This is a genomic window from Streptomyces sp. RG80, from assembly GCF_040446465.1.
Taxonomy (GTDB): domain Bacteria; phylum Actinomycetota; class Actinomycetes; order Streptomycetales; family Streptomycetaceae; genus Streptomyces.
This window is the reverse complement of sequence record NZ_JBEAAJ010000015.1, coordinates 1-22231: the sequence shown is the minus strand read 5'-3', so window position 1 is coordinate 22231 and position 22231 is coordinate 1. Positions and strand designations below refer to the sequence as shown.

The window sequence follows — 22231 nt, the reverse complement described above, 5'->3', positions numbered from 1 at the left end:
AGCCTCCAGCCGCAATCGCCCCATACTTGAGACCTAGGCCCCAAGCCCCACACCCGCCCCCGCAGCCCCCGCACACTCACCGCCGCAGCCCCGCACCCATCCTCCGCAGCCCCTCCCCGATCCGCTCCGGCGTCTCCGTGACGAAGCACAGCCGCAGCGTCGCCCGATCCACCGCACCCGCGTGGAAGGGCGCCCCCGGAACATAGGCGACGTCATGCCGGACGACTTCGGGCAACAGGGCAGCGGTGTCGTACCCCGAAGGCAGCCGCGCCCACAGGAACATCCCGCCCTCGGGCCGGTTCCAGCGAGCCCCCTCCGGCAGCGCCTCGGCCAGCCCCGCCAGCATGGCGTCCCGCCGCTCCCGGTAGACACCGGCGACCCGCGCCACATGCGAGTCGAGATCGCGATCGGCCAGATACCGGGCCGCGGCGAGCTGGTTGACGGTCGGCGTATGCAGATCGGCGGCCTGCTTGGCCACGACACAGGCCCGCAGCACCTCGGCGGGCGCCCGCAGCCACCCGAGCCGCAGCCCCGGAGCCATCACCTTGGAGAACGACCCGAGCAGCACGGTCCGATCGGCCGCCCCCTCGTACGTGGCGATCCAGGGCACCCGTTCCCCATCGAACCGCAACTCCCCGTACGGATCGTCCTCCACGATCCACACCCCGCACCGCCCGGCGACCTCCGCGACGGCGGCCCGCCGCTCGGCGGGCATGGTCCGCCCGCTGGGGTTCTGGAAGGTGGGCACGGTGTAGAAGAGCTTGGGCCGTTCCCGCACCACCAGCTCGGCCAGCGCCTCCACATCGGGCCCGTCGGCGTCCCCCGGCACGGCGACGACGCGGGCCCCGGCGAGCCCGAACACCTGAAGTGCCGCCAGGTAACAGGGGTCCTCGACCAGAACGGTGTCCCCGGGCTCGACCAGCGCGGCGGCGACCAACGACAGGCCTTGCTGCGACCCGGTGGTGACGAGCAGATCCTCGGCCCGGGTGGCCAGCCCTCTCTCCACCGTCCGCGCCGCCAGCAACTCCCGCAGTCCCGGCTCCCCTTCGGTGGTCGAGTACTGGAGAGCCCGCCCCGGCATCTCCTCCAGCACATACCGGAACGCCTCCGCAACGCCCTCCCGGTCGAACAGCTCGGGCGCGGGCAGCCCACCGGCGAAGTTGACGACCTCGGGCCGCGAGGTGACGGCGAGGATCTCCCGCACCGCCGACCCACCGACCGACCGGACCCGAGAGGCGAGCGAAGGCACGGAAACAGCAACAGATGTCATGCCCGCACCCTAGGAAAGTAAATGCCGCCTACAAACACCTTTCCAGAATCCGGAACCCACGACGGAACCCACGACAGGCCCCGCGCTCCCCGCGTCCCACACCACAAGCCCGGGACAAGCCATCCCCGCAGGTCAGAGCCGTTCCTCCCACGAGGCGTCCCAAATCCCCCACCACGTATGGCGAGAACCCCCCGCCACCCACCAGGCTGAGGCCACTCCCGAAAGATCGACCCCGGAGAGCCCCCATGCCCACACTCACCCGCCGCACCCCCCGCACCCGCCGCCGTACGACGACGGCCGTACTGGCGGCCACCCTCATGCTCACCCTCGCCCCCACCCTCACGGCATGCGAGGACGGCAAGGGCCTCAGGGACGAGGGCCCGTCGACCTCCACAACCCTGGGATCACGGGCGGCGGCTTCACCACTCCCCGCAGCTACCGCTGAGCGGCCAGCAAACGAGAAGCCTCAACAGCCCAGTAGGTGAGGATGTTCTGCGCCCCGGCCCGCTTGATCCCGGTCAGCGTCTCCAGGATCGCCCGCTCCCGGTCGATCCACCCCTTCTCGGCGGCGGCCTCGACCATCGAGTACTCACCGGAGATCTGATAGGCGGCGACCGGCACGTCCACGGCGTCCGCGACCCGCGCCAGGATGTCCAGGTAGGGTCCCGCCGGCTTCACCATCACCATGTCGGCCCCCTCCTCCAGATCAAGGGCCAACTCCCGCATCGACTCCCGCGCGTTGGCGGGGTCCTGCTGGTAGGTCTTGCGGTCCCCCTTCAGAGAGGACCCGACGGCCTCCCGGAACGGCCCGTAGAAGGCGGACGCGTACTTCGCCGTATAGGCCAGGATGGCGACGTCCTCCCGCCCGATCTGGTCGAGCGCGTCGCGGATGACCCCGATCTGCCCGTCCATCATCCCGCTGGGCCCGACGACATGTGCCCCGGCATCGGCCTGCACCTGAGCCATCTCGGCGTACCGCTCGAGGGTGGCGTCGTTGTCGACGCGCCCCTGGTCGTCCAGCACGCCGCAGTGCCCGTGGTCGATGGTCTCGTCCAGACACACGTCGGACATCACGAGCAACTCGTCCCCGACCTCGGCCCGCACATCCCGCAGAGCGACCTGAAGGATCCCGTCCGGATCGGTCCCCGGCGTCCCCAGAGCGTCCTTCTTGGACTCCTCGGGCACCCCGAACAGCATGATCCCGGAGATCCCGGCCTCGACAGCCTCGGCGGCGGCCTTCTTCAGACTGTCCCGCGTGTGCTGAACGACCCCCGGCATCGCGGCGATCGGCACCGGCTCACTCACGCCCTCCCGCACAAAGGCCGGAAGGATGAAGTCAGCGGCATGCAAACGGGTCTCGGCGACCATCCGCCGCATGACAGGAGAAGTCCGCAGCCGCCGCGGCCGACTGCCGGGAAAGGATCCGTACGTCGTCATACCCCTACGCTACGCCCGCCCCAGACCCCCCTTTGCCGACGCGACGTCGGACGAACCACGAGGCAGCGCACCCCCACGGCGAGGCACTGGCGCAACGGCGAGAAGGGGACGTACCGGGGGGTGTCCGCCCGCAGCGTCGGGCGTCAATCACCGCGCACCCCTCAAAAAGACAGCACCGCCCGACCGAGGACGGACACCCCCCGGTGCGGCACCGACTCACCACGAACCGTAGGGCGCAACGCGAACCCCCACCGAACCGCGAGGGGCCGCCGCAGGCATAGGACGCAAACCCCCACATGCGCTGAGCAAACCACGGGTCCAAGCTGAAGAGGACGACACCGGCCACCGGCCGAGGAGGACCCCATGCCCACCCCACCCCTCTTCGCCCTCTCCGAGATCAAGGGCCCGGTCCTACGCAGCACGGACGAGGCCTACGCCACCGAGGTGACCGGCTTCAACCTGGCCGCCCCCCACACCCCGGACATAGTCATAGTCGCCACGGACACCGCCGACATCATCACGGCCCTCCGCTGGGCGACAGCCACCGGCACCCCCGTAGCCGTCCAGGCCACCGGCCACGGCGCGAACTTCCCCATAGACACAGGCCTGCTGATCAACACGTCCCGCATGACGGACGTACGCATAGACCCCACCGCCCGCACCGCGACGATCGCGGCGGGCGCGAAATGGCGCCAAGTCATCGACGCGGCGGCCCCCCACGGCCTCGCCACCCTCAACGGCAGCTCCACAGACGTCGGCGCCGTCGGCTACACCCTCGGCGGCGGCCTCCCCGTCCTCGGCCGAGCGTACGGCTACGCCTCCGACCTGGTCCGCTCCTTCAAGGTGGTCACCCCGGACGGCACCCTCCACGAAACCGACGCCACCCACACCCCCGACCTCTTCTGGGCACTGCGCGGCGGCAAGGGCAACGTAGGCATAGTCACGGAGATGACCACAGAGCTCCCCAGCCTCTCCCGCATCCTCGGCGGCGGCATCTACTGCACGGGCGAGGACGCGGAACCGCTCCTACGAGCCTGGGCGGACTGGACCCCCACGGTCCCCGACGAGATGTGCACAGGCTTCACCCTGCTCCGCCTGCCCCCGCTCCCCCAGATCCCGGAGCCCCTGAGGGGCCGCTTCTGGTCCCGCGTGGCAGTCGCCTGGACCGGAGAGGAATCAGCAGGACAGGACCTCCTGGCCCCGCTCCGCGCCGCCGCACCGGTCGTCTTCGACACGGTGACGGAGATGGACTACACGGCCGTCGACATGATCTACCAGGACCCCCACGACCCGCTCCCGGCCCGGGAATCCTGCGGCTGCCTCGGCGAACTGACCCCCGACGCGGTGACGGCACTCCTCGACCAGGCGGGCCCGAACACACCGGACTACCCCCTGCTCCTGGTGGAGCTCCGCCACATGGGCGGCGCCCTCTCCCGCCCGGCCGCGACAGAGGACGCGGTCTGCGCGAGGAACGCCGCCTACCTCCTGGAAGCGGTCGGCGTCCTCGCGGGCCCGGAGGCAGCCGCGGCCGTCGAAACGGCCACGACCGCCCTGTACGAGGCGATGACCCCGTACGCCACCGGCTGCACGATGCCCAACCTCCACGGCACCCCCGGCGACGCGAAGGACCGCGCCCGGGCCTGGACCCCGGAGATCTACGACCGCCTGCGCCGCACGAAGGAGACGTACGACCCCCACAACCTGCTCCGCTACGGCCACACGGTGACCGCGGTCTGAACAGATCAGATGGTTCTGATCGGATCAGGTGGTTCTGATCGGGTCAGGTCGTGGTACGCCGCCGCCGAGCGCCGGGCCGCCGCTCGCTGGGCCGGGTGACGGGATCCCCGGCCTCCACGGCCGAAGCGCGCCGCTTGAGCCCGAAGTCCGCCAGCGCCTCGGCCAGCCGGTGCACGGACGGCTCGGGAGCCATCACATCCACCCGAAGCCCATGCTCCTCGGCGGTCTTCGCGGTGGCGGGACCGATACACGCGATGACGGTCACGTTGTGCGGCTTGCCGGCGATACCGACCAGGTTCCGCACGGTGGAGGACGACGTGAACAGAACGGCGTCGAAGCCACCGCCCTTGATCGCCTCACGCGTGTCGGCCGGCGGCGGCGAGGCCCGCACGGTCCGATAGGCGGTGACGTCGTCGACCTCCCACCCGAGCTCGATGAGCCCGGCGACCAGCGTCTCCGTGGCGATGTCGGCCCGAGGCAGGAACACCCGGTCGATCGGATCGAAAACGGGGTCGTAGGGCGGCCAGTCCTCGAGAAGACCCGCGGCCGACTGCTCACCGCTCGGCACCAGATCCGGCTTCACACCGAACGCGATCAGCGCCTTGGCGGTCTGCTCGCCCACCGCGGCGACCTTGATGCCCGCGAAGGCACGTGCGTCGAGCCCGTACTCCTCGAACTTCTCCCGCACCGCCTTGACGGCGTTCACCGAGGTGAAGGCGATCCACTCGTAGCGCCCGGTGACGAGCCCCTTGACCGCCCGCTCCATCTGCTGCGGCGTCCGCGGCGGCTCGACGGCGATCGTCGGCACCTCGTGCGGCACGGCGCCGTAGGACCGCAGCTGGTCGGAGAGCGAGGCCGCCTGCTCCTTCGTACGCGGCACGAGCACCCGCCAGCCGAACAGCGGCTTGGACTCGAACCACGACAACTGCTCGCGCTGAGCAGCGGCGGACCGCTCACCGACCACGGCTATCACCGGCCGCCCGCCCTCCGGCGAGGGCAGCACCTTGGCCTGCTTCAGCGTCTGGGCGATGGTGCCCAGCGTCGCGGTCCAGGTCCGCTGGCGCGTGGTGGTGCCGGCGACGGTGACGCTGAGCGGTGTGTCGGGCTTGCGCCCGGCGGCGACGAGTTCACCCGCGGCGGCGGCGACGGAGTCCAGCGTCGTGGAGACGACGACGGTCCCGTCGGAGGCGCCGACCTCGGTCCAGCACCGGTCCGAGGCGGTACGGGCGTCGACGAACCGCACGTCCGCACCCTGGGCGTCGCGCAGCGGAACACCCGCGTAGGCGGGCACCCCGACCGCGGCGGCGACCCCGGGAACGACCTCGAAAGGCACCCCGGCGGCGGCACACGCGAGCATCTCCTCGGCGGCGTACGCGTCGAGCCCGGGGTCCCCGGACACCGCACGTACGACCCGCCTGCCGCCCCGCGCGGCCTCCATGACAAGATGTGCGGCATCCCGCACGGCGGGGGCAGCAGCGGTTGTTGACGCACTGTCAACAACCGTCAGTTGAGGCGCGCCTGTGCCCGGAAGCGGACCCGAAGAGGGCTCCGCGTCCGTGTCCACGACGGAGACGCCGTGCCTGGCGTGCGTGCGTACGACGTCGAGCACCTCGTGCTCGGCGACGAGAACGTCCGCGTTCGCCAGCGCCTCGACAGCGCGCAGAGTAAGTAGTCCCGGATCCCCGGGTCCGGCACCCAGGAAGGTGACGTGCCCGTGTTCAGGTCCGGCGGCAGGAAGGGTGGTGGGGCTCACTGTGCTCGCTCCCCCATCAGACCGGCCGCGCCCTGGGCAAGCATCTCGGCCGCGAGTTCACGGCCGAGCGCCATTGCTTGGTCGTACGTCTCGGGCACGGGACCGGTGGTGGACAACTGCACCGTGCGGGAACCGTCGGTGGTACCGACGACGCCCCGCAGGCGCATTTCCTTGACAATCTGCCCGTCGGCCAGCAGGTCGGCCAGCGCGCCCACAGGGGCGGAGCAGCCGGCCTCCAGGGCGGCGAGCAGTGACCGCTCGGCGGTCACGGCGGCCCGCGTGAACGGGTCGTCGAGCTCTCCGAGCGCGGCGATCAGGTCCGCGTTGTCCGCGGTGCATTCGATCGCGAGTGCTCCCTGGCCGGGAGCGGGCAAAACCGTGTCGACTGAAAGAAAGTCAGTCACTTCGTCGATGCGCCCGATGCGATGCAGCCCGGCCGCGGCCAGTACCACCGCGTCCAGCTCACCGTCGTGCACATACCGGATCCGGGTGTCGACGTTCCCCCGGATCGGAACGGTCTCGATGTCCAGCCCATGGGCGCGTGCGTACGCGTTCAGCTGGGCCATCCGCCGCGGCGAACCGGTACCGATGCGCGCCCCGCGGGGCAGATCGGTGAACTTGAGCGCGTCCCGGGCGACGATGACGTCGCGCGGGTCCTCGCGCACCGGGATCGCGGCGAGCGAGAGCTCGTCGGGCTGCCCGGTGGGCAGGTCCTTCAGCGAGTGCACCGCGAAGTCGACCTCCCCCTTGAGCAGGGCCTCCCGCAGCGCGGTCACGAACACGCCCGTGCCGCCGATCTGCGCGAGCTGCTCCCGCGACACATCGCCGTACGTGGTGATCTCGACGAGCTCGACGGGCCGTCCGGTCACCTGGCTCACGGCGTCCGCCACCTGCCCGGACTGGGCCATGGCGAGTCTGCTCCGCCTGGTCCCGAGCCTCAGTGCCTTCTCAGTCATGCCGGCCCTCGGTTCTTGCTGTTCTTCTCGATGCTGTCCTCGGCCCGGGACACGGCGTCCACCGTCTCCTGGTCGAGGTCGAACAGGGTCCGCAGCGCGTCCGCGTACCCGGCACCGCCGGGCTCGGCGGCGAGCTGCTTGACCCTGACGGTCGGCGCGTGCAGCAGTTTGTCGACGACGCGCTTCACGGTCTGGGTGATCTCCCCGCGATGTTTGTCGTCGAGCGCCGGCAGCCGCCCCTCGAGGCGTGCCATCTCGCTCGCGACCACATCGGCGGCCATGCTGCGCAGCGCGACCACGGTGGGTGTGATGTGCGCGGCCCGAAGCGCGGCCCCGAAGGCCGCGACCTCGTCGGCGACGATACGCCGCACCTGGTCCACATCGGCCGCCATCGGCGCGTCGGCGGAGGCCTCGGCGAGCGACTCGATGTCGACGAGCCGCACCCCGCCGATCCGGTGCACGGCGGCGTCGATGTCACGGGGCATGGCCAGGTCGAGCAGAAAGAGCGCGGGAGCGGGCTGCGGAGCGACCGGCTCGGGCCTGCGCCGCTCGGGGATCCGCGCACCCGCGGCGGCAGCGGCGGCGAGCGCGGCGATGGCCTCGGCCTCTTCGACGGGCCCGGCGCTCTGCGGCCGCGGCGCGTTGTCCACCCACGCGGCGTGCTGCTCGAGCTCGGCGGCCCCCATCCCGGCGACGGCCGCTTCCCCCAGCACGGAGAACCCGGCGGTGGCCTGGACGGAGTTCAGATCGAGCGGACACTCCTCCTCGACGCCGCCGGCCAGGCTACGGGCGCTGGTGCCGCCCAGCGCGGCTCCCGGCCCAGAGCGCGGCGCCCCGTGACCACCGGGCTGCGCGACCGATCCCTGCTCGACACCGGGCGCCGAAACAGCCGCGGCGACCGCCGAAGCCGTAAGCACCAGCCCGGTGGCCCCCGTACACGACACGGCGACATCGGCACGTGTCAGCTCAAAAGCCACCGCGTCCATCGCCACCGCACGAGCCACGACCCCCGTCTCGGCGGCCCCGTCGTTCAAGATCTCCGCAAGCCGCTCGGCCCGATCAGCCGTCCGGTTGGCGATCACGATCTCCGCGACCCCGGCCCGCGCGAGCGTCGCCGCGGCCAGCGAGGACATCGACCCGGCCCCGATGACCAGCGCCTTCTTCCCGCGCGCCCAGTCCTGGACCGCCGCCCCCGCCGAGAGCTGCTCGAGCCCGAACGTCACCAGCGACTGTCCGGCCCGGTCGATCCCGGTCTCGGAGTGCGCCCGCTTGCCGACCCGAAGGGCCTGCTGGAAGAGATCGTTCAGCAGCCGCCCGGCGGTGTGCAGATCCTGCGCCTTGGCCAGGGAGTCCTTGATCTGCCCGAGGACCTGTCCCTCCCCGACGACCATGGAGTCGAGACCGCAGGCCACCGAGAACAGGTGGTGAACGGCCCGGTCCTCGTAGTGCACGTACAGATACGGCGTGAGCTCGTCGAGCCCCACCCCGCTGTGCTGGGCGAGCAACGTGGACAGCTCGGCGACACCGGCGTGGAACTTGTCGACGTCGGCGTACAGCTCGATGCGGTTGCACGTGGCCAGCACCGCGGCCTCCGTGGCCGGCTCCGCGGCGACCGTGTCCTGGAGCAGCTTGATCTGGGCGTCAGCGCCGAGCGCCGCCCGCTCCAGCACGCTGACCGGTGCGCTGCGGTGGCTCAGGCCCACGACGAGGAGACTCATGCCGGCATCACCGCGGGTACGTCCCCGTCGGGCCCTTTGTCGGCGGAGTCGCCGCGACCGGCGGCGACCGGACCGGCGGCATCGGCCGCGGCGGCCTCCTCTCCGGCCTTGCGCTGCTCGTGGAAGGCGAGGATCTGGAGCTCGATGGAGAGGTCCACCTTGCGCACGTCGACGCCGTCCGGGACGGTCAGCACGGTCGGCGCGAAGTTCAGGATGGAGGTGACCCCGGCGGCCACGAGCCGGTCGCAGACGGGCTGGGCGGCACCGGCGGGGGTGGCGATGACACCGATGGAGACGCCGTTGTCCTCGATGATCTTCTCGAGGTCGTCGGAGTGCTGCACCGGGATCCCGGCGACGGGCTTGCCGGCCATGGCCGGGTCGGCGTCGATCAGGGCCGCGACCCGGAAGCCGCGGGAGGCGAACCCGCCGTAGTTGGCCAGAGCGGCGCCGAGGTTACCGATACCGACGATCACAACCGGCCAGTCCTGGGTCAGGCCCAGCTCGCGGGAGATCTGGTAGACGAGATACTCGACGTCGTAGCCCACACCGCGGGTCCCGTAGGAACCGAGGTAGGAGAAGTCCTTGCGCAGCTTCGCGGAGTTGACCCCCGCCGCGGCCGCGAGCTCCTCGGAGGAGACCGTGGGTACCGAGCGCTCCGACAGTGCGGTCAGCGCGCGGAGGTACAGCGGAAGCCGGGCGACGGTGGCCTCGGGAATCCCTCGGCTACGGGTCGCCGGTCGGTGAGTTCGGCCAGTTGCCACGGTGCTCCTGCGGGTAGAGCGGGGCTTAAGGCGGTCACACGTACCTAGACCGCCCCGTCGAATGCAGGCTATGTCTTTGTGAACGCGTGCACAAAGATGGTGTCCGATTTGCCCGGCCAACGTGACCGGGGTCACGCGCGTCTCTCTCGGGGGCAAAACCGCACACTCTCCTCAACAATCCCGCCCCCCAGGACCAAGTCGCCATCGATCCTAAGCGACCGGCCGCCCCAGTTGGACTACTCGGTCAGTGCCGACCTCAGCCGTTTCTCGTCCACGCGCCAGAAGGTGTGCTGCTCCCCGTCGACGAGGACGACCGGGATCTGTTCCCAGTACTGGTCGTGGAGTTGGGGGTCCTGGGAGATGTCCTTGCGCTCCCAGGGAACCCCCAGCTCCCCGCACACCTTCTCGATGACGATCTGTGCGTCATCACACAGATGGCATCCCGGCTTGCGGATGAGGGTGACGAGCCGGTCCTCGGGAGCCTTGGCCGGCTTGCGGCGGAAGATGGGACTCATGTCAGCCATTCTCCCGCGGACCTCGACCGGGCCTGGATCGCCTGTTTAACGGCCCGGTCGCGGAGAGTTCACACCCTCCGAACCTCTCGGCTCCGGAAGCTCCGAACAAACTGGCTATGCTCACGCCATGGCCGCACTCGGATGGCTCACTCCCCGTAGGCGCTCCGCCACGGCGCGGAGCGTGTTGGCAGGCGAAGCCTCGGCGGAGGCCGCGCGCAAGTCGTCGCAAGAGGTCGAGGAGACCTCCGCCCCAGGTGAGGAACCGGAGTTCCCGGTACTCGGCGACGACAAGGCAGCCGCCTTCTTCGACCTCGACAACACCGTCATGCAGGGCGCGTCGCTGTTCCACTTCGGCCGAGGCCTGTACAAGCGGAAGTTCTTCGAGACCCGCGACCTCGCCAAGTTCGCCTGGCAGCAGGCGTGGTTCCGGCTGGCGGGCATCGAGGACCCCGAACACATGCAGGAGGCCCGCGACTCCGCACTGTCGATCGTCCAGGGCCACCGCGTCTCCGAGCTGATGTCCATCGGCGAGGAGATCTACGACGAGTACATGGCCGAGCGCATCTGGCCCGGCACCCGGGCCCTCGCCCAGGCCCACCTGGACGCGGGCCAGAAGGTGTGGCTCGTCACGGCGGCCCCGGTGGAGATCGCCGGCGTGATCGCCCGCCGCCTCGGCCTGACCGGCGCCCTCGGCACGGTCGCGGAGTCGGTGGACGGCGTCTACACGGGCAAGTTGGTGGGCGAACCCCTGCACGGCCCGGCGAAGGCGGAGGCGGTCCGCGCCCTGGCCGCGGCGGAGGGCCTGGACCTGAGCCGCTGCGCGGCCTACAGCGACAGCCACAACGACATCCCCATGCTCTCCCTGGTCGGCCACCCCTACGCGATCAACCCGGACACCAAGCTCCGCAGGCACGCACGGCAACTGGACTGGCGTTTGCGCGATTACCGCACCGGCCGCAAGGCCGCGAAGGTCGGCATCCCGGCAGCGGCGGGCGTGGGAGCGGTGGCGGGCGGCACGGCGGCGGCGATCGCCCTGCACCGACGCCGCCGATAACAAACACGCGCCCGAAACACGAGCAATACCCCGCACCCCCTCCCTCCAGTCCTCTTGTCGGCACACGGCCACAACACGCCCCGACCATGACCGAAATCCGATCTCAAACGATCAACAACCGGTCACCCTCCGGCACTTGAACGGGCGTCATTCGGTTACAGAAGCGACGTAATCGATGATTTGAGCAACTGGGTGTAGCAGTGCCTGCACGAAGCGTTATTCTCCTCAGACGCAAACCGGTACCCCTCCGTCGCTACGACGGGTGAACGGTCCCGCACTGCACGTGATGGAAGCTCTGCCTCTGGGAGTCCCGTGTACCCACACGTCGGGGTTGACGCCTCGGGCCTGGCTACGCTGCGCGCAACGGTCACTGACCTGTTGCGCGGCTTCGTCCCCACCGCGTACGCCGTCCCCGCCCTCGCCGTAGCCACGGCACCGATCGGCCCGTGCTACGCACTGGCCGACGGTTCCGCGGCCGTCGGCAGACGAGGGCGTTCGACCGGCACCACCACCGCGCGCCGCCCGGCCGCGGACAGCGACAGCGCCCGCATGATGGATCTCGTGGAGCGCGCACAGGCCGGCGAGGCCGACGCCTTCGGGCGCCTCTACGACCAGTACAGCGACACCGTCTACCGGTACATCTACTACCGGGTGGGCGGGAAGGCGACCGCCGAGGACCTCACCAGCGAGACGTTCCTGCGCGCGCTGCGCAGGATCGGCACCTTCACCTGGCAGGGCCGCGACTTCGGCGCCTGGCTGGTGACGATCGCCCGCAACCTCGTCGCCGACCACTTCAAGTCGAGCCGCTTCCGTCTGGAAGTGACGACCGGCGAGATGCTCGACGCCAACGAGGTCGAGCGTTCGCCCGAGGACTCGGTCCTGGAGTCCCTCTCCAACGCCGCCCTCCTCGACGCCGTGCGCCGCCTCAACCCGCAGCAGCAGGAGTGTGTGACGCTCCGCTTCCTCCAGGGGCTCTCCGTCGCCGAGACCGCCCGTGTGATGGGGAAGAACGAGGGCGCCATCAAGACGCTCCAGTACCGGGCCGTCCGCACCCTCGCCCGGCTCCTCCCGGACGACGCCCGCTGACGGGGCACGCTCGGTAACGACCAACTCGCTGTCGGTGAAAGTCCGTTGACTCCCCGATCCGATCATCCGCAGTCCGTAACCCAAGTGCCGCGTTGCTCGTTGTGCGGGATGCAGGCTCCCTGTGGTCACTCCCTGGCCGACTTCGATCACTCGATCGTGTGGATGCAGCCAGGGCGTGCAACCCTCAGGACCCCCTGGGGAGTCGACCGTCATGACGAGAGGAGGTGCCGCCAGTGATCGCGAACGTATCGGCACACCGGCGGGCGAACGCCTTCGCCCAGGCCCTGGAGGAGCAGTCCGACCGGGGCCCGGCGGCCGAGCAGTCCGAAGGACCGGACCCGGCCCAGGCGGCCGCGGAGCGGACCGAGCAGGGCCGCATGCTGGCCCTCGCGGAGTGTCTCGGCGAGCTGCCCAGGCCGGAGCTGAATCCTGAGGTCAAGGTCGTCCAGCGGGCCCAACTGGTGGCCGCGTTCGAGGCCATGCTCCAGGAAGGCACCGTCGGAGGCGAAGCAGCGGATCCTTCGGTGCCCGAACAGCGCTCCCATCGGGCACGCGGGACGCACCGCGCGTCCCCGCTGGGCAAACTGCGACCGCGTTCCCGGCTGACCAAGGGCCTGGCGGCCGGCGGACTCAGCGTCGGGGTCGCCGCGGGCGCCTTCGGCGGGGTGGCGGCCGCCAGCTCGGACGCCCTCCCGGGCGACTCGCTGTACGGCCTCAAGCGCGGCATCGAGGACTTCAAGCTCAACTACATGTCCGACGGGGACGACGAGCGCGGCACGGCCTATCTCGACCAGGCCTCCACCCGGCTCAACGAAGCCCGCCGGCTCATGGACCGCGACCGTGGCGGCCACCTCGACCACGAGTCCGTGGGCGAGATCCGCCGCGCCCTGTCCGGCATGCAGCACGACGCCTCCGAGGGCCACCGCCTGCTCCACGAGGCGTACCAGCGCGACCCCGACTCCCTGGGCCCCATCCAGGCCCTCGACGCGTTCTCCCGCTCGCACCGCGAGGTCTGGGGCGCGCTCCGCGAGCGACTGCCGGTCCAGCTCGGCGACGTCAGTCAGCAGGTGTCGTCGGTCTTCGACGCCATAGACGAAGAAGTCGCCCCGCTCCAGTCCCTGCTCCCCCAGGCTCCGGCCCAGGGCGGCGGCGACGGCAAACGGCAGGGCGGCACCGGCTCGGCGTCCACCGGGACCTCCGGTTCCGGCCGCTCGGCCACGCCCAGCAGCGGCAACGGCACCTCGGACCACAGCGGCTCGAGCGGCACCGACAGCCCGAGCAACTCCTCGACGTCCGAGGACAGCGACGGCCTCCTGGGCGGCAACACCGGCGGCCTCCTGGACCCGACGGAAGGCACCACCAGCACCGCCTCCCCGTCCACCAGCACCCCGACCCAACCCGACGTAACCCTCCCACCCCTCCTCCCCGGCCTCCTCCCAGGCCTGGGCATCGACAGCGAGGACGCGGACTAGCACTTCGGTTACGACGACGGGGGGCGCCCTTCACCAGGAAGGGCGCCCCCCGTCGTCGTAGCGCGAAGCGGGCCGGTGATGCCTACTGCGGTTCGGCAGCGCCCGAAGGGGCGCGGGACTGTATCGATCAGCGGCTCCGCCGCGGGGCGCGACCAGCCAAGATGGCGCCGCAGACGAACAACAACCCGTCCACCGCACTTCCGGCGGAGCGCTAGAAGAACACCGACCGCCGCTGCACCAGCAACTTGGCCCCTCCTGTCTGCTGCCCTCGCACTGCTTCGCAGGCTTCGGACAGGCTGCACCGGCCTCCGTCCGGTGGCTCTACGCGGCCGGAGACCGTCGGGGTCCGGGGCCTGCCGTCGGCCACCGCGTCTGTCGGCCGACTCAGAAAAAGACCGACCGCCGCTGCACCAGCAACTTGTACAACGTGTGCTGAATCTGCTCCCTGACCTGGTCCGTCAGGTTGAACATCAGCATCGCGACCCATCTACATGGCCACCCTCGCACCGCTCCGCGGGCTTCGCGCGGCTGCGCCGGACTCCGTCCGCCGACTCACCGGACCCCAACCGGAAAACCCACGTCAGAAGAACACCGACCGCCGCTGCACCAGCAACTTGTACAGCGTGTGCTGGATCTGCTCCCTGACCTGGTCCGTCAGGTTGAACATCAGCATCGGGTCCTCGGCGGCCTCCGGCGGGTAGCCGTCCGTGGGGATCGGTTCGCCGAACTGGATCGTCCACTTGGTGGGGAGCGGGATCGCGCCGAGCGGGCCGAGCCAGGGGAAGGTCGGGGTCAGCGGGAAGTACGGGAAGCCCAGCAGACGCGCGAGCGTCTTCGCGTTGCCGATCATCGGATAGATCTCCTCCGCGCCGACGATCGAGCACGGGATGATCGGCGCGCCCTGCCGCAGCGCCGTGGAGACGAAGCCGCCCCGGCCGAACCGCTGGAGCTTGTAGCGCTCGCTGAACGGCTTGCCGATGCCCTTGAACCCCTCCGGCATCACCCCCACCAACTCACCCTGCGCGAGCAGCCGTTCGGCGTCCTCCGCGCACGCCAGGGTGTGGCCGAGCTTGCGGGCGAGTTCGTTGACCACCGGCAGCATGAAGACGAGGTCCGCGGCGAGCAGCCGCAGATGCCGCCCCGCGGGATGGTTGTCGTGGACGGCGACCTGCATCATCAGCCCGTCCATCGGCACCGTGCCCGAGTGGTTGGCGACGATCAGCGCGCCCCCGTCGGACGGGATGTTCTCGATGCCCTTCACCTCGACCCGGAAGTACTTCTCGTACACCGGCCGCAGCAGCGACATCAGGACCTGGTCGGTCAACTCCTCGTCGTAACCGAAGTCGTCGACGTCGTAGTCCCCGGTGAGCCGGCGGCGCAGGAAGGACAGCCCGCCCGCGATCCGCCGCTCGATACCGCCGTCTTGCTGCGCCTGCTGCGGCGGCTGTTCCTCACGCGTCACAGGGACATCATCCTGCTCCGGCCCGCGTGTGGGCAGGGGCTGGACCTCACGGACCAGCGAGGGCTCCTTGCGTCGGCTCCCCGCGCTCCGGCGACGCGACGGCCGCTGTACGGCAGCCCCACGGGACCGGTCGTCGTCGAACGGAATGACCTTGGCGTCCGCCATCGTTGATGCGCTCCTCAGTTGGCGCTCTGCGTCGGGGGGTGGCCGCCGCCCAGGACGGGCAGCGCGGCGATCCGGTCGACGGCCCCCGCGAGGGCCTCCGGCGGCAGCAGTCCGGGTCCGCGGCCGCGCACGAAGTCCGCGAACGTCTCCGCCGTCGTGTACTTCGGCCGGAATCCGAGCGTCTCCCGCATCTGGACCGTCGACACGACCCGGCCGTGGGTGAGCAACCGGATCTGCTCGGGCGAGAAGTCCGTCACTCCGAGCGTACGTACCAGCGAGCCGGCCCAGGTGACCGCCGGCAGCAACAGCGGCACGGTCGGCCGCCCCAGCCGCCGCGCGCACTGCGACAGCAGCAGCACCCCGTCACCGGCGATGTTGAACGTCCCGCTGTTGAGCGTGCCCCGCTCCGGCTCGTGCGAGGCGATGCGCAGCACCTCGATCACATCGTCCTCGTGCACGAACTGCAACCGCGGGTCGTACCCGAGGACGGTGGGCAGCACGGGCAGCGAGAAGTACGAGGCGAGGGGGGTGTCCGCGCTGGGCCCCAGGATGTTGGCGAACCGCAGCACACACACGGCCACATCGGGCCGCCGCCGCGCGAACCCCCGCACATACCCCTCGACCTCGACCGTGTCCTTCGCGAAGCCGCCGCTGGGCAGCGACTTGGGCGGGGTGGTCTCGGTGAAGACGGCAGGGTCACGGGGCGCGGACCCGTACACGTTCGTACTGGACTTCACGACCAGCCGCTTCACGGTCGGCGACTTCTGACAGGCACCGAGCAGCTGCATGGTGCCGATGACATTGGTCTCCTTGACCGTGGTCCGGCCGGCACCGCCCAGCGCCATGGCCGTCACGTCCAGGTGTACGACTGTGTCGGCGCCCACCTGTGCGAGCACCCGCGCGATGGTGGGCTGCCGGATGTCGGCCTGGATGAACTCGGCGCCGCCCAGATGATGCTCGGGGGGTACCGCGTCCACGGCGACCACCCGGTCCACCTGCGGGTCACGCTGGATCCGTCGGACGAACCGGCCCCCCAGTTGACGGGCCACTCCGGTCACGAGCACGACCTTGCCCAAGATTCAGCGCCTCTCTTCCAGCACTCGTCCCCTGCGTACCCTGCCGCGTTCCCCGTGTTCGGCCAACCTAGCGGGTCGATGTTGCGCTGTGATGACCGCCCAATGCACGAAGTGACGACATCCACAGACGTACGACCAGACCAAGCCAAGCGGTGTCAGACGTACGCACGGAGCGGACCTCGGTGTCCGGGTATGCGTGTGGCCCCCCACCGGGTGTGGTGGGGGGCCACAATCACGCTGCTTGCGCGGCGTCGCCTTACTTCTTGTTGCGACGCTGAACGCGCGTGCGCTTGAGCAGCTTGCGGTGCTTCTTCTTAGCCATCCGCTTGCGCCGCTTCTTGATAACAGAGCCCACGACTACCCTCGCTCACTTCTCATCACTCGGTGTTTGGGCGCCATGGGCCCATACGACCTACGAGGGGCCAGCCTACCCGCCCGAGAGCTGAGCTCGTAATCGAGGGGGAAGGGGGGATCCCTGCCTTGCCCTGAGGATCCCCCCGCCCCACTGTCGTCAGGCGGTTTCCACCCCCACGTAGCTCTCGCGAAGGTACTCGTGAACCGCTTGCTCGGGGACGCGGAAGGACCGCCCCACCCGGATCGCGGGCAGATGACCGCTGTGCACCAACCGGTACACGGTCATCTTCGACACTCGCATCACCGAGGCGACTTCCGCCACGGTAAGGAACTGAACCTCGTTCAGAGGCCTCTCGCCAGCTGCCATGACACACCTGAACCTTCCGCACTCGACGGCCACCGGCTTCCCCTTCCGGTGACTCTTCGTCGCTGCGTGCTCACTCCCCAATGTAGGGGCGGGTGATGCGAGTGGGGAAGAGGTGCACCCATCGGCGGCCTACTGTGACAGACACGCTCGATTGAGTACGTAGCGGGTAAGCGGCCGGTAGTAATCAGACCGCACAGCGTCATCAAGTGGAACGACGACGGACACCACCCCCTCGGCCTCCCCCACGAAGAGCGCGGGGTCATCGGTATCGGCCAGCCCAATGGCCTCAAACCCCAGCTGACCTGCCCCGCAGACCCACCCGTGATCCCCGATGACAAGCTCGGGGAGCGGTCCGCCGGCGTCCGCGGCGGCCGCCAGGACGGTCCGAACCGGGAGGGGCGAGTGCGTGTGTGCGCCGGTCGCACAACCGGGGCGAGAGTCCCCCGGATCTCTCACGAGCGCGACTCCTCGTACGTAGTCAAGGTTGTACGTGCGTAGACCGAACCGGGTCGTTATGTCGACACAGCGACCATGCGCAGGGGTGAGAACGGTACATCCCGCCGCCGACAGGGCGTCCGCCAAGGCGGCGTAGAACCCGAGCAGTCGATGCGGATGCCCGGTCCCGAGGAGAACAGGTGCGCGACGCTGAGCGACGGCACCCACCCGGTCAGCGAAGGCGTCGAGAGCGACCAAAGTTCGTTCAGGATCGATCACATCATGGCCTTGAGTGTGCCGAGGATCGCCGGAAACCCCACATTTGTCGGCCATCAAACCGATCAAATCCCGCTGTCCCCAAGTCCACTCGGGATCGATCCCGATCAGCACTCTCGGGTCACGCGCGGCGAAAAGCCGATAACTCCGCAGGCTCTCCTCCCGCGAAGTGGCCACGGGACCGGCCAGACGAGCAGCCAGCAGATGGGCGCGCAGGGCTCCGGTGCTCAACACGGGAGTGATGGTGACGGACGGGGGCCCGGGACGGGATGGGAACGGGAAAACACCGCACAGTCGGCGTAACGAACACCTCTACGGCAGCAGCCCCCGCAACGGGAACACCGCCCGCCGAGCCGCCAGCACCGCCTGGTCCAGCCGGTCCGCGGGGTCGTACCCCGACTCCCAGTCCGCCCAGCCCACCGGCCAGCGCCCGTCGGTCATCCGCATCGGCGCCAACTGCCGCGTACGCGCGAACACCTCCTGGCGCCAGCTCTCCGGGATCACGCTCTCCGGCGCCACGTCCCGCCCGGCGGCGATCCCCACCAGATGCGTCCACGACCGCGGCACCACCTCGACCACCGCGTATCCGCCGCCGCCCAGCGCCACCCAACGCCCGTCGGCGTACTCGTGCGCCAGGTCGTGGCACGCCACCTGCACGGCCCGCTGCGCGTCCAGCGACACCGCGAGATGCGCCAGCGGATCCTCGAAATGCGTATCGGCCCCGTGCTGGGTCACCAGCACCTGCGGCCGGAAGTCGGCGATCAGCTCCGGCACCACGGCGTGGAACGCCCGCAGCCAGCCCGCGTCCCCGGTCCCCGCCGGCAGCGCCACATTCACCGCGCTGCCCTCCGCGGCGTCCGCCCCGGTCTCCTCCGGCCACCCGGTCTGCGGGAACAACGTCCGCGGATGCTCGTGCAGCGAGATCGTCAGAACCCGCGGATCCTCCCAGAACGCCGCCTGCACCCCGTCCCCGTGATGCACGTCGACATCGATGTAGGCGACCCGCTCGGCACCCAGCTCCAGCAGCCGGGCGATCGCCAGCGAGGCGTCGTTGTAGATACAGAACCCCGACGCACCGCCCGGCATGGCGTGGTGCAGCCCACCCGCGAAGTTCACGGCGTGCAGAGCGTCCCCGCGCCACACCGCCTCGGCGGCACCCACCGACTGCCCCGCGATCAGCGCGGACACCTCGTGCATCCCCGCGAAGGCCGGATCGTCCATCGTCCCGATCCCGTACGCCGTGTCCGCCGCCCCCGGCTCCGCCGACGCCGCCTTCACGGCCTCGATGTAGTCCTCCCGGTGCACCAGCCGCAACGTCGACTCCCCGGCGGGCTTCGCCGATACGACGTCCACCTCCCGGTCCAGCCCGAAGGCGCTCACCAGTCGCCGGGTCAGAGCCAGCCGGACCGGATCCATCGGATGGTCCGGGCCGAAGTCATAGCCCGTTACTGCCTCGTCCCACATCAGCTGTGCGCGGCCGCTCATGCCCGCCACCGTATCGGTCCGGTTGAGCGGCGAACGACCGGGCGTACACAAGCGTCACCAGCACCAACACCATCGGCACCAGCATCGCCCCGCGATAGCTCCACGCATCGCCCAACGCCCCCACCAAGGGCGAACCGACCAGAAACCCGACATAGTTGAAGACATTGAGCCGAGCGACAGCGGCATCGGAAGCCCCCGGGAACAGCCGCCCGGCAGCAGCGAAGGTCTGCGGCACCAGCACACACAACCCCAGCCCCAGCAAGGTGAACCCGAGCATCCCCACCCACGCCCCCGGCGCCGAGGCCACCACGGCGAACCCGAGCGCCGCCACCACGGCCCCCGCCCGCACCACCGCCACGGCCCCGAACCGCCGCACCCCGAAGTCCCCGAGCCCCCGCCCGATCAGCGTGGTGACCATGTAGACGTTGTACGGCACGGTCGCCAGCTGCTCCGAGCTCCCCAGCACGTCCTGAAGGTACTTCGCACTCCAGTTGGAGACCGTCGAGTCCCCGATGTACGCGAAGGTCATCACCAGACACAGCGGCAACAGCACCTTGAAGGCGACGGTCCCACCCTCGGCACCGGCCTCGTCCTTGCCCTTGTCCGCCTCAGGCTCGGCGCCCCCGTCGACGTACCACCGACTCCCGACGAGCGCAGCCGGCAGCAGCACGACCACCACGGGCAGATACGACACGAACAGCGCGAGATCCCAGTGCGCCCCCGCCCACGCGAGCGAGGCCCCCACGATGCCGCCCAGACTGAACACCGCGTGGAAGCTGAGCATGATGCTCCGCCCGTACGCCCGCTGGAGGCTCACCCCGAGCATGTTCATGGACGCGTCCAGCACACCCACGGCGAGCCCGAACGCGGCCAGCGCGATCCCCAGCTCGGCCGTCGACTCCCCCGCCCCGACCCCCAGCAGCGCCAGCAGTACGACGGGCTGGGCCCAGCGCAGCAGCCGGCTGGGCGGTATCCGCTGCACCAGCTTCTCGGTCGTCACGCTCCCGACCCCGGCAAGGATCGGCACGGCGGCGAGGAACGCCGGCAGCAACGCGTCCGAGACCCCGTACCGGTCCTGGATCGCCGGGATCCGGGTCACCAGCAGGGCGAAGGCGGCCCCCTGGGCGAAGAAGCTGAACGCCAACGAGGCCCTACCGCGCCGCAGCACATCTGTCATGGCGGCGAGCGTAGGGCCCCGGGCTACCCGTGGGTAGATCCAGCCAAAGATGAATTTCCCTCAGCTTCAAAGCCGAGTCCTTCAGGCGGCGACCACGACCCCCGCCTTGGCAGCCTCCTCGGCGGCCTTCACCTCGGCACACAGCAGCCGCGCCATGGGCTCGGCGGCGACCACCCGGCTCACCACGAACGCCAGCGCCATGGAACCGATGAGGATGACGGACCCGAGCCAGACCATGGTGTCCACGGGCAGGGTGTACGCCCCGACGATCCGCACCACACACTCCGCGAGCAGTACGACCCCCCACACCACCGAGAAGGCCCGCTCAGCCCTCCGGAACGCGGCCGACCCACCCGCCAGCCGCTCCCACGCGGCCTCCCTGGCCGGATCCCCCTGCACCAGGAAGGGCTTGAACCCCGCCGTCATCATCGGCCGCCCCAGCACCACCGAGGCCAGCACGGCGATCCCGATCACACTGCTGACCCCGCTGTCCTTGGCCAGCATCAGCCGCGGATCCCCGGAGACAAAGCTGAGCAGCAGCGACACCGCGTTCACACAGAGGATGACCGCGGCGAGCCCGTTCACCTTCCGCTCCCCGACCGCACCCCACACCGTCCGCACGGCAGGCGCCACACTGCTCCAGGCAAGCGCCGCGAAGGTGCTCATCCCAAAGGCACCCTTGAAGAGGTAGTACGACCCGACAGGCACCGCCACATCCACGATCAGCGGGCCGAAGGCACTGAGCTTGCTCGTCCTCGTCGTCCCGCCCTCAGCTTCGCGCCCACCCGGGGTCCCCCAGTAGAAACGATCGTCCGGAGCTCGGCATGACAATTGTCAGACGTCGGGAGGCGGTACGAGCTCACGCCAGCAGAGCGCCCAACTCCCCCATGTCGGAGAAGAGTTGAGTGGCCCCGACGAGTCGCCCGGCGGGCGTCATGGCGGTGAACCCGTACACGTCCATCCCGGCCGCGACAGCCGCCTGTACACCCAGCGGACTGTCCTCGACCACCACACACCGCTCCGGCGCGACCCCCATCCGCTCGGCGGCATAGAGGAACAGATCCGGCGCCGGCTTCCCCCGCCCCACATCCTGCGAGCTGAAGACCCGCTCCTCCTCGAACCACCGGTCCAGCCCCGTGGTCCGATGCCCCACCCGAATCCGCTCATGGCTCCCGGACGACGCCACGCAGTACGGCACCCCGTCCGCCGCCAGCTTCTCCAGCACCCCCACAGCACCGACGACAGGCTTCAGCTCCCGCTCGAACGCGGCGAACACCCGCCCATGAAAGACATCATCGAAGTCCACCGGCAACCGCTGCCCGGTCCGCTCCTCGATCAGGTCATGGATCCGATGCATGGCGGACCCCATGTAGTCCCGGATCGAGTCCTCGTACGACGTCGGATGCCCGAGTTCGGTCAGATAGGCGGCCAGCAGCCGGTTGGAGATCGGCTCGCTGTCGACGAGGACGCCGTCGTTGTCGAAGATAACCAGGTCGTAGCGCATGCCATTTACCCTAAACGCAAAAAGGCCCACGCCTGATGGCGTGGGCCTTTTTCTAAAATTTGTTCGGCGGTGTCCTACTCTCCCACAGGGTCCCCCCTGCAGTACCATCGGCGCTGTAAGGCTTAGCTTCCGGGTTCGGAATGTAACCGGGCGTTTCCCTCACGCTATGAC

The 22231-nt window shown here is 69.9% G+C and carries 20 protein-coding genes, 1 rRNA gene and 1 pseudogene; 4 read left to right on the top strand and 18 right to left on the bottom strand.

From position 1 onward, the window contains the following. Window positions 1-76 precede the first annotated feature (76 nt). Both ABKA17_RS40970 and hemB read right to left on the bottom strand, forming a co-directional pair. A complete protein-coding gene (locus ABKA17_RS40970; protein WP_353697498.1) occupies window positions 77-1270 on the bottom strand; it encodes an aminotransferase-like domain-containing protein in 1194 nt (397 codons plus the stop codon). Between the two features lie 435 nt (window positions 1271-1705). Continuing rightward, window positions 1706-2707 (bottom strand): porphobilinogen synthase, encoded by a 1002-nt coding sequence (gene hemB / locus ABKA17_RS40965; RefSeq protein WP_353697497.1) that lies wholly within the window; start codon window positions 2705-2707, stop codon window positions 1706-1708. Between the two features lie 363 nt (window positions 2708-3070). On the opposite strand from hemB, the gene ABKA17_RS40960 reads away from it, so the two are divergent. Further along, window positions 3071-4444 (top strand): FAD-binding oxidoreductase, encoded by a 1374-nt coding sequence (locus ABKA17_RS40960; protein WP_353697496.1) that lies wholly within the window; start codon window positions 3071-3073, stop codon window positions 4442-4444. Between the two features lie 43 nt (window positions 4445-4487). Here ABKA17_RS40960 and ABKA17_RS40955 read toward each other — a convergent pair whose 3' ends face one another. The 5 genes from ABKA17_RS40955 to ABKA17_RS40935 form a co-directional block, all read right to left on the bottom strand. Next, window positions 4488-6197 carry a bifunctional uroporphyrinogen-III C-methyltransferase/uroporphyrinogen-III synthase gene (locus ABKA17_RS40955; protein ID WP_353697495.1) on the bottom strand — a complete coding sequence of 570 codons (1710 nt, stop codon included), beginning with the start codon at window positions 6195-6197 and terminating at the stop codon, window positions 4488-4490. Next, on the bottom strand, window positions 6194-7153 hold the full coding sequence (gene hemC / locus ABKA17_RS40950; RefSeq protein WP_353697494.1) for a hydroxymethylbilane synthase: 960 nt from the start codon (window positions 7151-7153) through the stop codon (window positions 6194-6196). Before hemC ends, ABKA17_RS40955 begins: the two co-directional genes overlap by 4 nt. Next, a complete protein-coding gene (locus tag ABKA17_RS40945) occupies window positions 7150-8871 on the bottom strand; it encodes a glutamyl-tRNA reductase (protein WP_353697493.1) in 1722 nt (573 codons plus the stop codon). The genes hemC and ABKA17_RS40945 overlap by 4 nt, the downstream gene beginning before the upstream one ends. Then, the gene (locus ABKA17_RS40940) at window positions 8868-9632 is read right to left on the bottom strand and encodes a redox-sensing transcriptional repressor Rex (RefSeq protein WP_353697492.1); all 765 of its coding nucleotides are present in this window, start codon (window positions 9630-9632) and stop codon (window positions 8868-8870) included. The genes ABKA17_RS40945 and ABKA17_RS40940 overlap by 4 nt, the downstream gene beginning before the upstream one ends. 236 nt (window positions 9633-9868) lie before the next feature. After that, window positions 9869-10156: a glutaredoxin family protein gene (locus ABKA17_RS40935; protein WP_353697491.1), complete on the bottom strand. Its 288-nt coding sequence runs from the start codon at window positions 10154-10156 to the stop codon at window positions 9869-9871. Window positions 10157-10274: 118 nt separating this feature from the next. Between ABKA17_RS40935 and ABKA17_RS40930 the strand changes: the two genes are divergently transcribed. The 3 genes from ABKA17_RS40930 (at window position 10275) to ABKA17_RS40920 (ending at window position 13759) form a co-directional block, all read left to right on the top strand. Then, window positions 10275-11201: an HAD family hydrolase gene (locus ABKA17_RS40930; RefSeq protein ID WP_171147507.1), complete on the top strand. Its 927-nt coding sequence runs from the start codon at window positions 10275-10277 to the stop codon at window positions 11199-11201. Window positions 11202-11513: 312 nt separating this feature from the next. Further along, a complete protein-coding gene (locus ABKA17_RS40925; RefSeq protein ID WP_353697490.1) occupies window positions 11514-12287 on the top strand; it encodes an ECF subfamily RNA polymerase sigma factor, BldN family in 774 nt (257 codons plus the stop codon). Window positions 12288-12520: 233 nt separating this feature from the next. Next, a complete protein-coding gene (locus ABKA17_RS40920) occupies window positions 12521-13759 on the top strand; it encodes a DUF5667 domain-containing protein (RefSeq protein ID WP_353697489.1) in 1239 nt (412 codons plus the stop codon). Window positions 13760-14143: 384 nt separating this feature from the next. Here ABKA17_RS40920 and ABKA17_RS40915 read toward each other — a convergent pair. The 11 genes and pseudogenes from ABKA17_RS40915 to rrf form a co-directional block, all read right to left on the bottom strand. After that, window positions 14144-14236: pseudogene (locus tag ABKA17_RS40915) on the bottom strand (glycerol acyltransferase); the annotation flags it as partial. A gap of 103 nt (window positions 14237-14339) precedes the next feature. Next, complete coding sequence (locus ABKA17_RS40910; RefSeq protein WP_353697488.1) at window positions 14340-15386, bottom strand: lysophospholipid acyltransferase family protein; 1047 nt, start codon at window positions 15384-15386, stop codon at window positions 14340-14342. Between the two features lie 14 nt (window positions 15387-15400). After that, window positions 15401-16462 carry an NAD-dependent epimerase/dehydratase family protein gene (locus ABKA17_RS40905; RefSeq protein WP_353697487.1) on the bottom strand — a complete coding sequence of 354 codons (1062 nt, stop codon included), beginning with the start codon at window positions 16460-16462 and terminating at the stop codon, window positions 15401-15403. 256 nt (window positions 16463-16718) lie between these two features. Further along, window positions 16719-16817 carry a 30S ribosomal protein bS22 gene (locus ABKA17_RS40900; RefSeq protein ID WP_003948845.1) on the bottom strand — a complete coding sequence of 33 codons (99 nt, stop codon included), beginning with the start codon at window positions 16815-16817 and terminating at the stop codon, window positions 16719-16721. Between the two features lie 156 nt (window positions 16818-16973). Continuing rightward, the gene (locus ABKA17_RS40895; protein ID WP_093781815.1) at window positions 16974-17183 is read right to left on the bottom strand and encodes a helix-turn-helix domain-containing protein; all 210 of its coding nucleotides are present in this window, start codon (window positions 17181-17183) and stop codon (window positions 16974-16976) included. Between the two features lie 129 nt (window positions 17184-17312). Next, window positions 17313-18128, bottom strand: coding sequence for a phosphatase (locus ABKA17_RS40890; protein ID WP_353697486.1), 816 nt, complete (start codon window positions 18126-18128; stop codon window positions 17313-17315). Between the two features lie 78 nt (window positions 18129-18206). Beyond that, window positions 18207-19379 carry an acetoin utilization protein AcuC gene (locus ABKA17_RS40885; protein WP_353697485.1) on the bottom strand — a complete coding sequence of 391 codons (1173 nt, stop codon included), beginning with the start codon at window positions 19377-19379 and terminating at the stop codon, window positions 18207-18209. Then, complete coding sequence (locus ABKA17_RS40880) at window positions 19330-20556, bottom strand: MFS transporter (protein WP_353697484.1); 1227 nt, start codon at window positions 20554-20556, stop codon at window positions 19330-19332. The genes ABKA17_RS40885 and ABKA17_RS40880 overlap by 50 nt, the downstream gene beginning before the upstream one ends. 81 nt (window positions 20557-20637) lie before the next feature. Next, window positions 20638-21282 (bottom strand): VC0807 family protein, encoded by a 645-nt coding sequence (locus ABKA17_RS40875; RefSeq protein WP_353697692.1) that lies wholly within the window; start codon window positions 21280-21282, stop codon window positions 20638-20640. A gap of 133 nt (window positions 21283-21415) precedes the next feature. Beyond that, window positions 21416-22060, bottom strand: coding sequence for an HAD family hydrolase (locus ABKA17_RS40870; protein WP_353697483.1), 645 nt, complete (start codon window positions 22058-22060; stop codon window positions 21416-21418). 61 nt (window positions 22061-22121) lie between these two features. Next, a 5S ribosomal RNA gene (gene rrf, locus ABKA17_RS40865) occupies window positions 22122-22231 on the bottom strand; the annotation flags it as partial.